Source organism: Burkholderia aenigmatica (genome assembly GCF_902499175.1).
Taxonomy (GTDB): Bacteria; Pseudomonadota; Gammaproteobacteria; order Burkholderiales; family Burkholderiaceae; genus Burkholderia; species Burkholderia aenigmatica.
Map to the genome: position 1 here is coordinate 22,439 of NZ_CABVQC010000029.1, position 13,009 is coordinate 35,447.

General features: G+C 65.9%; 13 protein-coding genes. 7 read left to right on the forward strand and 6 right to left on the reverse strand.

Annotated features, from left to right (window positions below):
- The first annotated feature begins 23 nt into the window (after positions 1 to 23).
- Positions 24 to 503, forward strand: a complete 480-nt coding sequence (locus BDO18943_RS21200; RefSeq protein WP_175023902.1) for a GNAT family N-acetyltransferase — start codon at positions 24 to 26, stop codon at positions 501 to 503.
- A 98-nt stretch (positions 504 to 601) separates the two neighbouring features.
- Here BDO18943_RS21200 and BDO18943_RS21205 read toward each other — a convergent pair whose 3' ends face one another.
- The 3 genes from BDO18943_RS21205 to BDO18943_RS21215 are packed head-to-tail and all read right to left on the reverse strand — an operon-like array spanning position 602 to position 3,590.
- Positions 602 to 1,873, reverse strand: coding sequence for a Zn-dependent hydrolase (locus BDO18943_RS21205; RefSeq protein WP_175023903.1), 1,272 nt, complete (start codon positions 1,871 to 1,873; stop codon positions 602 to 604).
- Complete coding sequence (locus BDO18943_RS21210) at positions 1,866 to 2,390, reverse strand: L-2-amino-thiazoline-4-carboxylic acid hydrolase (RefSeq protein WP_043183259.1); 525 nt, start codon at positions 2,388 to 2,390, stop codon at positions 1,866 to 1,868. Before BDO18943_RS21210 ends, BDO18943_RS21205 begins: the two co-directional genes overlap by 8 nt.
- Before the next feature lie 33 nt (positions 2,391 to 2,423).
- Positions 2,424 to 3,590 (reverse strand): branched-chain amino acid ABC transporter substrate-binding protein, encoded by a 1,167-nt coding sequence (locus BDO18943_RS21215; protein ID WP_175023904.1) that lies wholly within the window; start codon positions 3,588 to 3,590, stop codon positions 2,424 to 2,426.
- A gap of 177 nt (positions 3,591 to 3,767) precedes the next feature.
- Between BDO18943_RS21215 and BDO18943_RS21220 the strand changes: the two genes are divergently transcribed.
- The 4 genes from BDO18943_RS21220 to ahpF all read left to right on the forward strand — a co-directional run bounded on the left by BDO18943_RS21220 (position 3,768) and on the right by ahpF (position 7,568).
- Entirely contained in the window at positions 3,768 to 4,664 is an 897-nt protein-coding gene (locus BDO18943_RS21220) for a LysR substrate-binding domain-containing protein (protein WP_175023905.1), read from the forward strand.
- Between the two features lie 122 nt (positions 4,665 to 4,786).
- A complete protein-coding gene (locus tag BDO18943_RS21225; protein ID WP_175023906.1) occupies positions 4,787 to 4,996 on the forward strand; it encodes a CopG family transcriptional regulator in 210 nt (69 codons plus the stop codon).
- A gap of 281 nt (positions 4,997 to 5,277) precedes the next feature.
- The gene (gene ahpC / locus BDO18943_RS21230; protein ID WP_006488685.1) at positions 5,278 to 5,841 is read left to right on the forward strand and encodes an alkyl hydroperoxide reductase subunit C; all 564 of its coding nucleotides are present in this window, start codon (positions 5,278 to 5,280) and stop codon (positions 5,839 to 5,841) included.
- Between the two features lie 128 nt (positions 5,842 to 5,969).
- Entirely contained in the window at positions 5,970 to 7,568 is a 1,599-nt protein-coding gene (gene ahpF, locus BDO18943_RS21235; RefSeq protein WP_175023907.1) for an alkyl hydroperoxide reductase subunit F, read from the forward strand.
- Positions 7,569 to 7,694: 126 nt separating this feature from the next.
- On the opposite strand, the gene BDO18943_RS21240 is transcribed toward ahpF, so the two are convergent.
- Entirely contained in the window at positions 7,695 to 8,609 is a 915-nt protein-coding gene (locus BDO18943_RS21240; protein WP_175023908.1) for a LysR family transcriptional regulator, read from the reverse strand.
- A 262-nt stretch (positions 8,610 to 8,871) separates the two neighbouring features.
- Here BDO18943_RS21240 and BDO18943_RS21245 point away from each other — a divergent pair, with 262 nt between their 5' ends.
- Entirely contained in the window at positions 8,872 to 10,212 is a 1,341-nt protein-coding gene (locus BDO18943_RS21245; RefSeq protein WP_235996149.1) for a YfcC family protein, read from the forward strand.
- Between the two features lie 26 nt (positions 10,213 to 10,238).
- Complete coding sequence (locus tag BDO18943_RS21250; protein ID WP_175023955.1) at positions 10,239 to 11,429, forward strand: M20 aminoacylase family protein; 1,191 nt, start codon at positions 10,239 to 10,241, stop codon at positions 11,427 to 11,429.
- Between the two features lie 76 nt (positions 11,430 to 11,505).
- On the opposite strand, the gene BDO18943_RS21255 is transcribed toward BDO18943_RS21250, so the two are convergent.
- Complete coding sequence (locus tag BDO18943_RS21255; RefSeq protein ID WP_175023909.1) at positions 11,506 to 12,270, reverse strand: extensin; 765 nt, start codon at positions 12,268 to 12,270, stop codon at positions 11,506 to 11,508.
- 160 nt (positions 12,271 to 12,430) lie between these two features.
- Positions 12,431 to 12,985, reverse strand: a complete 555-nt coding sequence (locus tag BDO18943_RS21260) for a carboxymuconolactone decarboxylase family protein (protein ID WP_175023910.1) — start codon at positions 12,983 to 12,985, stop codon at positions 12,431 to 12,433.
- Positions 12,986 to 13,009: the final 24 nt, after the last annotated feature.

Below are 13,009 nucleotides of genomic sequence, written 5' to 3' on the forward strand. Positions count from 1 at the left end.
GCCGGACTACACAAGGAACGTTGATGACGTCACACGACACGCTGTTCACCATCGCATCGATCGAGGCCGCGCAGACACACCCGCTCCGGGCGACGATCCTGCTGAACGGCGATCTGAACGCGTGCGAACTGGCTGGCGACCATGCGCCGACGACCCTGCACGTCGGCGTACGCGACGCATCGGGCATCGTCGCCGTTGCGTCTCTCTGCGAGGCGTGGCGCGACGACGATCGCGCGCGGCCGGCGTGGCGGCTGCGCGGGATGGCCGTCCACCCTGCGGTTCGCGGCCTGGGCTTCGGGCGCGTGCTGGTGCAGGTCTGCGTGCGGCATGCGGAAGCACATGGGGCCGCGCTCGTGTGGTGCACGGCACGCGAAGCCGCGTACCGGTTCTACGAAAAGCTCGGCTTCGCGGCCGATGGCGCGATGGTGACGATGCCGGGGCGCACCGATACGGCGTTCCATGTGATGCGGCGATATATCGATCGACATTCGCCAACGGCCTGACGCGAACCGCGCGTTCGCGTCGTCAGGCGCGAAACGGCGCGGCGCGGCCCGGAGCACACGCTCTCGCCAGACCGCCGCCATCACGCTCAGGCTCAGACTCAGGCTTCCTGCGCGCTCTGCAGCACCGCACGCAACAGCACGTCGGCGCCCGCCGCCGCCCACTCGGGCGTAATCGCTTCGGCCTCGTTGTGGCTCAGCCCGTCGACGCACGGCACGAAGATCATCCCCGTCGGCGCGACGCGCGCGACATAGCAGGCGTCATGACCCGCGCCGGACACGATATCCATGTGCGACAGCCCGAGCGCCTGTGCCGCATCGCGCACCGTGTCGATGCAGCGCGGCGCGAACGGGATCGGCGCATACGTGAAGATCTGCTCGATCTGCGCGCCGAGGCCCGTTTCGTCGGCCACGCGCGCCAGCTCCGCACGCAGCGCCGCATCCAGCTCGTCGAGCACCGCGTCGTCGGGATGACGGAATTCGACCGTGAAGAAGCAGCCGCCCGGCACCGTGTTGCGCGAGTTCGGCCGCGCCTCGATCATCCCGACCGTCGCGCGCGCGTACGGCGCGTAACGGCGGCCGAGCACTTCGACGAACGAGATCATCCGCGCGGCGCCGACCAGCGCATCGCGGCGGAATTCCATCGGCGTCGTGCCCGCGTGCGCGTCGACACCCGTGAACGTCACCTCGTACCAGCGCTGCCCCTGCCCGGCCGTCACGACGCCGATCGTCTTGCCGGCACGTTCGAGAATCGCGCCCTGTTCGATATGCAGCTCATACGCCGCATGCACCAGATAGCCGCCGACGGGCTCGGCGCCCGCATAGCCGATCCGCGCCAGTTCCTCGCCGATCGTCCTGCCTGCACTGTCAGTGCGCGACAGCCCGTATTCGAGCGTATAGACGCCCGAGAACACGCCGGCCGACACCATCGCCGGCGCGAAGCGCGAGCCTTCCTCGTTGGTCCAGATCACGACGTCGATCGGGCGCTCGGTCTCGATGCCCGCGTCGTTCAGCGCGCGCACGACCTCGAGTCCGCCAAGCACGCCGTAGATACCGTCGTAGCGGCCGCCCGTCGGCTGCGAGTCCGCGTGCGAGCCCGTCATGACCGGCGCGGCGTCGGGGTTGCGACCCGCGCGGCGCGCGAACACGTTGCCCATCTGGTCCACGCGCACCGTGCAGCCGGCGTCTTGCGCCCATTGCACGAACAGGTCGCGCGACTCGCGATCGAGATCGGTCAGCGCAAGGCGGCAGACGCCGCCCTTCGGCGTCGCGCCGATCTGCGCCATCCGGTCGAGCGACGCCCACAGGCGATGGCCGTCGACGCGCGGCGCACTCGCGCTTGCCGCATGGGTATGGGCGGTGTCGTTACGCATCGCCGTTCTCCGGCGCGGCTTGCAGCGCGTAGCGGAAATCGCAGCGCTTGCCGCCCTGCATGATCGTGCTCGTGCGCGTGAGCGCGACGTCCGGCGCATAGCCCTGGATGAAATAGCTGTCGCGCGCGCAGCTCAGCAGGTGGCCGATCTCGCCGAGCCCCATCGCGTGATACATCTCCGCGTAGCTGCAGCGATGCACGTCATAGTCGTAGTGCGCATCGTCCGCTCGCCGCACCTCGACGTCGAGCGCATCGTCCTTCTCCCACAGCACCTGCAGCGCGATGAACGACTTCACGCTCGCGCCGTCCGGCTCCTGCGCGGCGAAGGTGCGGCCGGCGTCGACGGCCGCGCCGCGCACGGCTTCCGCGATCACGGCCTGCGCGCGCTCGGCGCCGAACTCACGCTTCATGATCTCGTAGATCGGCTTGATGATTTCCGCTTCGATGCGGCGCCGCGCGAGGATGCCGAGGCGCGTGTCCTCGGGTGCGGCGGCGGGTGTCTGGGTCGCTTCGGTCATGGGGGTCGTCTTGGTTTTTTTACGCTGTTTCGGTTACTTGGTCGCGGTGCGCGAGCCGCCGAGCACGTCGACGACGGTCCACTTGCCGCCGCGCACCTGATAGATCGTGAAGGCCGGGTCCTTCAGGTTGCCTTCATTGTCGAACGCGATCCGCCCCGTCACGCCGGGCCGGTCGATCGCACGCACCGCCGCGACCAGCTTCGCCGGCTGCGTCGTGCCGGCCTTCTGCGCGGCCGCGATCAGCGTGGCGGCCGCATCGTACGCGAACGGCGCATGCAGTTCGATCGGGGCGTGGAAGCGCGCCTGGTATTGCGTGTCGAACGCCTTGCCGCCCGGCATCCGGTCGAGCGGCAGGCCCGGTTCGAGCGCCGTCACGCCGTCGCCGTCCTTGCCCGCGAGCGACAGGAAGGTCTGGCTCACGAAGCCGCCTGCGCCGAGCAGCGGCGCGTTCACGCCGAGCTGGCGCATCCGGCGCGAGATCGGCGCAGCCTGCGCATCGAGGCCGCCGAAGAACACGAGATCGGCGCGCTTGCCCTTGATCGCGGTCAGCACGCCGCTGAAGTCGGTGGTCTTGTCGTTCACGTACTGGCGATCGACGATCGCGCCGCCGTTCGCCTGCACGCCCTTGATGAACTGGTCGGCGAGCCCCGCGCCGAACGACGTGCGATCGTCGATCACCGCGATGCGCTTCGCCTTCAGCGTCTTCACCGCGTACGCGCCGGTGAAATTGCCGCCCGCATCGTCGTGACCCATGATGCGGAAGGCCGTCGCGTAGCCCTGCTGCGTGTACTGATGTCCGGTGGACGCCGGCGCGATCTGCGGGATGCCCGCATCGCGATAGACGCGCGACGCCGGCACGCTGCAGCCCGTGTTCCAGTGGCCGACGACGCCGATCACGTGCGTGTCGACAAGTTGCTGCGCAACCGCGACGGCCGTGCGCGGGTCGGACTGGTCGTCGGCCGCGACGAGCTTGTAGACGACCGGCTTGCCGCCGATGGTCGGATGCTTCGCGTTCGCGTCGTCGATCGCGAGTTGCGCGCCGTTCTGCAGATCCTTGCCGATCCGCGCGGACGGGCCGGTGAGCGGCGCGGCGAGACCGATCAGGATCGTCTGCGGAGCGGATTGCGCGAACGCGGGAACGGAGGCGACCAGGGCGGCCGCCGAGAAGGCGAGGCTGGCGGGGAGAAAAGCGATTTTCATGTGCGGGGATCGGTGAATCGGATCAAAACATGAAAAATATTAAATATTCAGCACCCAAACCCCAAATACCCAATTGTTGGATGCTTATGCCGTTCTCGGCACATTAACTTAAATAGTTGTAATTACGGAATATTTTCATGTTGTCACTCACGCTGACTTTTCGATAAAATTCGACACATGAAAAATATCGAACAATTGCCGCACGATCCGCCGCTGCGCGCGGTGCGTGCGTTCGAAGCGTTCGCGCGTCTCGGGTCGGTCACCGCGGCGGCGGGCGAGCTCGACATCACGCCGTCGGCTGTGAGCCATCAGCTGCAGCTGCTCGAAGCGTTCATCCAGACGCCGCTGACGGTGCGCGAGGGCCGGCTGCTCGCGCTCACCGACGAAGGCCGCGACTACTACCGCTCGATCAGCGCCGCGTTCTCCGTGCTGCGCAGCGCGACGCGCTTCGTGCGCGACCGGTCGTCGCTGCGGCAGATCACCGTCAGCCTGATTCCGCTGCTCGGCATCGGCTGGTTCATTCCGCGGCTGCACGCGTTCCTGGCGGACAACACCGACGTCGACGTGACGGTGCTGTACGCGCATCACCGCAACTACCGCAGCGATGCGTCGGACCTGTCGATCCGCTTCGGCACCGGCGACTGGCCCGGCTACCGCTGCGAGCGGCTGCTGCCAGGCGCGATGGTGCCGATGTGCAGTCCGGCGTTCCTGAAGCGTCACGGGCCGTTCCGCACGCCGGCCGATCTCGCGCGCGCCCCGCTCGTGCATGACGAGGATCGCAGCACGTGGGTCAACTGGCTGCAGGGCGCGGGCGTGAAGCACGTGTCGCATGCGGTGGGGCCGATGTTCGAGGACGGCCAGTTGACGTTGAGCGCCGCACGCGCGGATCTCGGCGCGGCGTTGCTGCGCGCGCCGCTGGTCGAGCGCGAGCTGGCGAATGGCGAGCTCGTGAAGCTGTTCGATCACGCGCTCGACGACGGGCGCGATTACTACCTGTGCACGCGCGCGGACGCGGACATGCCGGACGGGGCCAGGCGGCTGGCGGAGTGGCTGAGGAAGATGGCGGGGATTTGAGGGGGGTGCGTCCTGTCAACCGAACCGGGCATCAGGCGTCGGCATTCGCGCCTGCCATGCCGCAACCTTGCATTTGCCCGGCCGGATATCGATGATGGGTGCGTCAAGTAACGGAGGTTGCAATGAGCACCATCCCGGTCGACCTGTCAGATGACCAGCATGCCGCGTTGACCCTTATCGCAGCAAACCAGAACCGCTCCTGCGCCGAGATCATCGGCGACGCGATCGATACCTGTATCGCGCGACACAAAGAGACACTTGCCAACAATGTGTTCGGTCTATTGAAAGGGCGCGTGAGCGTAAGCCAGGAGAACCTGCGCTCGGAGTGGTGAAGGCGCGTACCGCCCCGTCAACCGAACCTCCTTCGGTGCCGCCAGGAGTCGATCCGCCGGGACGACCGACTGTCGATGCCCCCCCTCCACCTGCTGAGGCCCAGGCGTCTCGCCTGCTCGCCCCATGCGTCCCCACTCCCCCGCAAGCCCCACCCAATCAAGGGCCGGAAGCAGATAGAAATTCTCGATGCCCCGGATTGAAACAAGCAATTTCACAAACTCAGGGTGAACCCGGATACTGGCAACACTCCACTCACCACTGAAGCAAAGGAATTCTCCAGATGCCGATCATCAACACCCAAATCAAGCCGTTCAAGGCAACCGCATACCACAATGGCGATTTCGTGCCCGTCTCGGAAGAGAACTTCAAGGGCAAGTGGTCCGTCGTCGTGTTCTACCCGGCCGACTTCACGTTCGTCTGCCCGACCGAACTGGGCGACCTCGCCGACCGTTACGCGGAATTCCAGAAGCTGGGTGTCGAAATCTACGGCGTGTCGACCGACACGCACTTCACGCACAAGGCCTGGCACGACACGTCGGACACGATCGGCAAGATCAAGTACCCGATGATCGGCGACCCGACGCTCACGCTGTCGCGCAACTTCGACGTGCTGATCGAGGAAGAAGGGATGGCCCTGCGCGGCACGTTCGTGATCAACCCGGAAGGCGAGATCAAGCTGTGCGAAATCCACGACAACGGCATCGGCCGCGACGCAGGCGAACTGCTGCGCAAGGTGCAGGCTGCGCAATACATCGCGGCGCACCCGGGTGAAGTGTGCCCGGCCAAGTGGACGCCGGGTGCGGAAACGCTGACCCCGTCGCTCGACCTGATCGGCAAGATCTGACGATCGCTCCGCGCGCCTCGCTCGAGGCGCGCGAGACACACCAACACGGGCCGCTGCAGCATGCGGCCCGCGCCCTCCTCCGGCACGACGTGCCCGACCAGAATCATTAATACGGAATCCGAAACGCCATGCTCGACGCCAATCTCAAGAACCAACTCAAAGCGTACCTCGAAAAGATCACGCGCCCGATCGAACTCGTCGCCTCGCTCGACGACAGCGCGAAATCGCAGGAACTGCTGGCGCTGCTGAACGAGATTGCGTCGCTGACGGATCGCGTGACCGTGACCGAACGCCGCGACGACGCCGAGCGCAAGCCGTCGTTCTCGATCGGCGAGCCCGGCAAGCCGGCCGGCATCCGCTTCGCCGGCATCCCGATGGGCCACGAATTCACGTCGCTCGTGCTCGCGCTGCTGCAGACGGGCGGCCACCCGATCAAGCTCGACGACGACGTGATCGAACAGATCCGCGCACTCGACGGCGACTACGCGTTCGAGACGTATTTCTCGCTGTCGTGCCAGAACTGCCCGGAGGTCGTGCAAGCGCTGAACGTGATGTCGCTGGTCAATCCGCGCATCCGTCACGTCGCGATCGACGGCGCGCTGTTCCAGAGCGAAGTCGAGTCGCGCCAGATCATGGCCGTGCCGACGATGTTCCTGAACGGCGCATCGTTCGGCCAGGGCCGCAGCAGCGTGAAGGAAATCCTCGCGAAGCTCGACACGGGTGCGAGCGCACGTGCCGCGAAGTCGCTCGAGAACAAGCCGGTGTTCGATACGCTGATCGTCGGCGGCGGCCCGGCAGGTGCGGCGGCGGCGATCTACTCGGCGCGCAAGGGCATTGCGACGGGCGTCGTGGCCGAGCGCTTCGGCGGCCAGGTGCTCGACACGATGGCAATCGAGAACTTCGTGTCGGTGCAGGAAACCGAAGGGCCGAAGTTCGCGACCGCGCTCGAACAGCACGTGAAGCAGTACGACGTCGACATCATGGACGTGCAGCGCGCCGACGCGCTGATTCCGGGCGACGTGCACCAGATCCGCCTCGCGAATGGCGCGGTGCTGAAGGCGAAGACGATCGTCCTCGCGACCGGCGCACGCTGGCGCGAAATCAACGTGCCGGGCGAGCGCGAATACCGCAACCGCGGTGTCGCGTACTGCCCGCACTGCGACGGCCCGCTGTTCAAGGGCAAGCGTGTCGCGGTGGTCGGCGGCGGCAACTCGGGTGTCGAGGCCGCGATCGACCTCGCCGGCATCGTGAAGGCCGTCACGCTGATCGAATACGGCGCACAACTGCGCGCGGACGAAGTGCTGCAGCGCAAGCTGCGCAGCCTGCCGAACGTGACGATCGTCACGCAGGCGCAAACGACCGAGCTGACCGGCGACGGCAGCAAGCTGAACGGGCTCGTCTACAAGGATCTGCGCTCGGGCGACACGCAGCGCATCGATCTGGAAGGCGTGTTCGTGCAGATCGGCCTCGTGCCGAACACCGAATGGCTGAAGGGTACGGTCGAACTGTCGAAGCACGGCGAAATCGTCGTCGATGCGCGCGGCGCGACGTCGGTGCCGGGCGTGTTCGCGGCCGGCGACGTGACGACGGTGCCGTTCAAGCAGATCGTGATCGCGGTCGGTGAAGGCGCGAAGGCATCGCTCGGCGCGTTCGACCACCTGATCCGGCAGGACGTGACGCCGGTTGCCGCCGCGCAACCGCAGGCCGAGGAAGCGGTCGCCGCGTAACGCGCGTCAGCCCATCGGCACAACAGTTTGTCTCTCTTGGCCCCGCATGCTTTGGTCGGCGTGCGGGGTCCTTTTTTTTGTGAATCCATGACGGGCAGGGAACGAAGGTTGAAGCAGCCTCCCCCTCTACACGGCCGACATCAACCTGACGATTTCCCGCCGAAGAAAGTTCGCGGCCGGACCGAGCCGCCGCCCCGCACGCGTGACCACGTAGCGATCGAAAGCGCGCGCAATGGGATGATCGAGCGGCACCGCGACGACCTGCCCTGCGGCGATCCTCTCCTGGGCCGCGGTACGCGTCATGAACGCAACACCGAGATTCTGTGCCGCAATCGCGACTGCCGTCGAAAACCGGTCGCAGCGGAACGCTGGAACGTACGTGCGCCCGATATCGGCCAGGATCGCATCGACGTGCGCCTGCAACCCGAACTCGGCGGGCATGAAGACAATGCGCTCGTTGACGAGCGCTTCCATCTTCACCGATTTGCGCGAAGCCATCGGATGGTTCACCGAGAAGATCGCGCAGATGGGCTCGCTCCGGAACAGGCGCGCGTTCAATGTCGGATCCGTCGTCGCGCCGATCGACACACAGACATCGACCTGGTCCTCCCGCGTCATCGACAGGAGTTGCGGAAGCGAGCCGGTGCGCAACTCCACGGTGATATCCGGATATTTCTCCAGGAACGGCTTGAGGACGATCGAGACCAGGCTCGCTACCGCCCCTTCGCCGACGGCGATCGTGACCTGCCCCCGCTTGAGGCCGCGATATTCGTCGAGTTGCGTGCGAAACCGGCGGGCGTTGCGCTCGCAGTCGCGAAAATAATCGACCGCCATCCGCCCCGCTTCCGTCAACGCCATTTCCCGGCCGCGACGCGTCACCAGCGATAGCCGAAGCTCACGCTCGGCAACGGCAACCTGCCGACTGATCGTCGATACGTTCACATCCAGCCCCAGCGCTGCCTGGCGCATCCCGCCGTACGTGGCGATCGCGGCCAGGTATTGCAGCGTGCGCTCCGAAAGACTCCATTCGACCGTATCCAACGCAGGCTCCCGTGTTGCATTCAATGCAACATTCTCGCCGCGATCCGAGCAACTTTCCAGATCGATCTTCCCTGATACTGCGCCCCGGAGCCGGTCAGGGAATGCCACCAGCCGGCGTCGAACCAGAAAGGCCGAGTGGCCTGGCACTCGAGCACAACAACGGAGGAGCAACATGAACGACACCAGACGGTCAGTCGACGGCGCGTGGCAACCACGCCCGCCAACCCGCGCGCGCAGCGGCAAGGAGCCGATCAGCCCCTATGTGCTGCTGTTCGTCATGCTGGTGGCCGCCACCATCGCGACCTGGATCGTGCCGTCCGGCGAGTTTGCCCGTACGGTCAGCAACGGCATCGGCTTCGTCGTGCCGAACAGCCTGAAACCGGTTGCCGGGCACGGCGTGATGCCGGGCGAGATGTTTGTCGCGCTGGCAAAGGGGATGATCTCGTCCGCGCCCATCATCTTCCTGATCCTGTTCACCGGCGGCGCACTGGCCGTACTCGAGTCGACCGGCGCCGTCCGCAGTGCACTCGCGCTGGTCAAGCCGGGAGCGCGCGCACATTGGTACGTCGCCATCATTTGCTGCATCTTTTCGCTGCTCGGCACACTCGGCGTGGTGACGAATTCGGTCGTCGCGTTCGTCCCGCTCGGGCTGCTGCTCGCAGAGTCGATGCAACTGCCGAAAGAAACCGGCGCCGGCATGATCTACCTGGGCACCTATGCCGGCTTCAACACGGGCATCCTCAATCCGGTCACAACCGGACTGTCGCAACGCCTGGCCGGGCTGCCGATGTTTTCCGGCATGACGTTCCGGGTAGGCGTGTATGTCGCGTTCGTGGCGGCCACGATCATTTTCCTCGTCGCCCGAATCCACGCCTGTCGAACGAATGACGCAGCGGCTTCCGATCCGGCGATCCCCGGGGCCCGCACCCTGCCGCCCTCGTCCGCGCAACGGTTCAACGCCCGGCAACTCGCTGTCATCGGCATCGTGGTCGTGTGCCTGGCGATCTTCGTTTACGGTTCGTCGACGCGCAACTGGGCCGAGATCGAAATGGTCGCGATGTTTCTCGTCATGGCCATCGCTGCAGGGATCGTGAGCGGCATGCGCCCGGGCGCGATCGCGGACACCTTCCTTCACGGCTGCGGCGGGCTCGTCAAGGGCGCGCTCGTGGTCGGCATGGCACGGGCCATCTCGATCGTGCTCGCCGACGGCAGGATCATGGACCCGATCGTCAACGCGCTTGCCGGCATGCTTGCACCGCTCGACGCCACGATGGCTGCGATCTGCATGTTCCTGAGCGCCGCGTTGATCCATGTCGGAATCTCGTCAGGGTCCGGCGAATCCGCGGTGCTCATCCCGATCTTCGCACCGCTCGGCGACACGCTGCACCTGACCCGACAGGTCACGGTACATGCCGTGCTGCTCGGCGAAGGCATCGTCAATTGCTTCAACCCGACTTCCGGCGTCCTGATGGCCGTACTCGCAACGTCCGGCATCTCCTACGTCAAGTGGGTGCGTTTCGTCACGCCGCTGCTGATTGCCTGGTTCGCCATCTGCGTCGTCGCCATTGCGACTGGCGTCGCCATACATTGGGGCCCCTTCTAGTCGTCCTCATTTTTCCTGGATCGCACATGCTTTTACCTGACCTCAGCTCCATTCCCGATCTGCAGCCGCTTGGCGATGACCTGCGCAAGCTCCGCTATACGCTGCATTGCTGCCCTGAACTGGCATTCGAGGAAGTGCAGACCGCCGAAATCGTGGCAACTCGCCTGAAGGAATATGGCTACACGGTCGCGACGGGCATCGCCGGTACCGGCGTGGTCGGCACGCTGCGGCTGGGTTCCGGCAAACGTCGCATCGGGATCCGCGCCGACATGGACGCGTTGCCGATCGACGAACGCAATACGTTCGATCACAAGAGCCGCCATCCGGGACGCATGCATGCATGCGGTCATGACGGCCATACCGCAATGTTGCTCGGCGCGGCCCGGCACCTTGCCCAACGCAGGAGATTCGACGGCACCGTACATCTGATCTTCCAGCCTGCCGAGGAGCGCGGCTTCGACAGCGGTGCCCGACGCATGGTCGAGCAAGGCCTTTTCACGCGTTTTCCGTGTGACGCGGTGTTCGCCATGCACAATCATCCGGGCGCGCCGGCCGGTACGTTCATGTTTCGCACCGGGCCTTTCATGGCCGCGGGAGACCGTGTCTTCGTGAAGATCATCGGCAAGGGCGGGCACGCCGCCCGCCCGCACCTGGCCAACGACCCGATCGTCGCGGCAGGCAGCATCGTGATGGCGTTGCAGACCATCGTGTCGCGCAACGTCGATCCGACGCAGTCCGCGGTCGTGACGATCGGAAAGATCGCGGGCGGATCGGCCCCGAACGTGATCCCGGGCGAAGTCGAGTTGAGCATCAGCGTCCGGTCGTTCGATGCGGATGTCCGGCGGATGCTGAAAGAAAGAATCACCGCGCTCGTGCACGCGCAGGCCGACAGTTACGGCCTCTGCGCCGTCGTCGATTACGTGGAAGGCTACCCGGTGGTGACGAACAGCGCGGCCGAAACCGAGCTTGCGATCAAAGTCGCGAAAGAACTGGTGGGCGACGCGCAAGTGACGGAACAGATGGCTCCGTTGATGGGCAGCGAGGACTTCGCCTACATGTTGCAGGCGTGCCCCGGCAGCTTCCTGCGGATTGGCAATGGCCCGACCGACGGCGGGAATACGCTGCACAGCGCGACCTACGACTTCAACGATGAAAACCTGGTCGTCGGTTCCGCGTTCTGGTCCAGACTGGTCGAACGCTATCTACCTGTCGCATGAGCGATCGATGGCAGCCACGCCGAACTGCTCGCGTGGCGCCCATCGTCGCGCTTCGTTTCAACACGCACAGCCGACATCATTTCGTACCGGCAGCCACACCGCCGGCCGGCGTCTTGAAATTGCTCGACTCCCTGACCAGTTGCTCGGTCATCGCGGCAGCAACCGGATTCGAGCCCGACGACGAACTGCCCTGCCGATACGAACCGCTGCTCGACGACATTGACGACATCGACGGCGGCGGCAACGACGGGTCGAGCTTCGCCGATTCCCTGACGAGTGCAGCCGTCTCCGGCGTTTCGGATTTCGTTGCAGCGGGTGCTGCGGCCGCGTGGCGTTCGAGACCGTCACGCTTGCGCGGCGCGCGTTGCGTGACCTGCGCGGGTGCAGGCGCGGCCTGCTGCACAGCTTTGGCGGCCGGCGGCGGTGCCGGCGGGGTCGAATCCTGCGCATCGACGGTCACGACGTTGACCTTCGGCGGCGGTGCGCTCGGCTTCGTCACCGGCTGCGGTTTGTCGCTGACAACCGGCACGGCGGGAGCAGACGCAGGCGCGGCGCTGACGCGTGCAGTTGTGGCCGGCGCAGTAGGTGCCGGTGCGGGAGGTGGCGGCACAACAGCCGCCTGTTTCGGTGCCGTCGCGGCGGCCGGGGCCGGCGGCGCGATGGTGCCCTGCACTGCGTGATCGTTGCTGGCAGGCGCCGTGGCAACCGGCGCGGCCGAATCGCCGATGCCGGCATCTTCGATCGCACGGTGGTCCGCGCGCAGGAGCATCACGTAGGCAGTGCCGGCTGCGGCTACCAGGAGCCCACCGGCGATCATCAAGGTCTTGCGGGTACTCGTCATGCTTGCTCACCGCTCATATCGACGTGAACAAGCCATCATACGCGGCGATCGGCCATCGATCCCGCATGAATACATTTGGTTGCATTGTGCCGGGAACAGGTCGGCGCGGTGTTCGTCAGACGTATCGCCGCCCTGCTCCGGCACTGTCGAAACGCCGCCGTTACTCCGGAAACGGCAATTCGGTCTGCCCTTCCGCGCGCATGCCGAACGTGTTCAGCGTCATCGCGACGAGCGCGTAGTAGCCGAGCAATGCCACGAGATTCACGACGGTTTCGTGGCCGAAGCGTGCTTCCGCCCGCGCGAACGTCGCGTCGCTCACGCGCCGCGTGTCGTACAGCTCGCTCGCGAACGCATGGATCAGCGCATCGTCGTCCGACTCGAAGGCGGGTGCGACGCCGCGCCGGATCGCATCGGCCGTCGCGGCCGGCACGCCCGCGTCGACGGCGATCGGATGGTGGATGTGCCACTCGGCCTGCGAGCGCCAGCGCGCGGCCGTCACGAGAATCGCGAGTTCCGACAGGCGCAGCGGCAGGCCCGTGCGATAGCGGCAGAACGCGCCGAGCTTCTGCGCGTGCTGAGCAAGCTCGGGGCTCGCGATCCAGCCGAGAAACGGCCCGTTCAGGTTGCCGCGCGGGCCGCTGAGAATGTCGGCCAGCACGGCCTTCTGCTCATCGGTGGCCGATGCGGGATCGAACGGAGACAATCTGTTGGTCATGGCGAGGTCCGGAGAAGGTTCGAC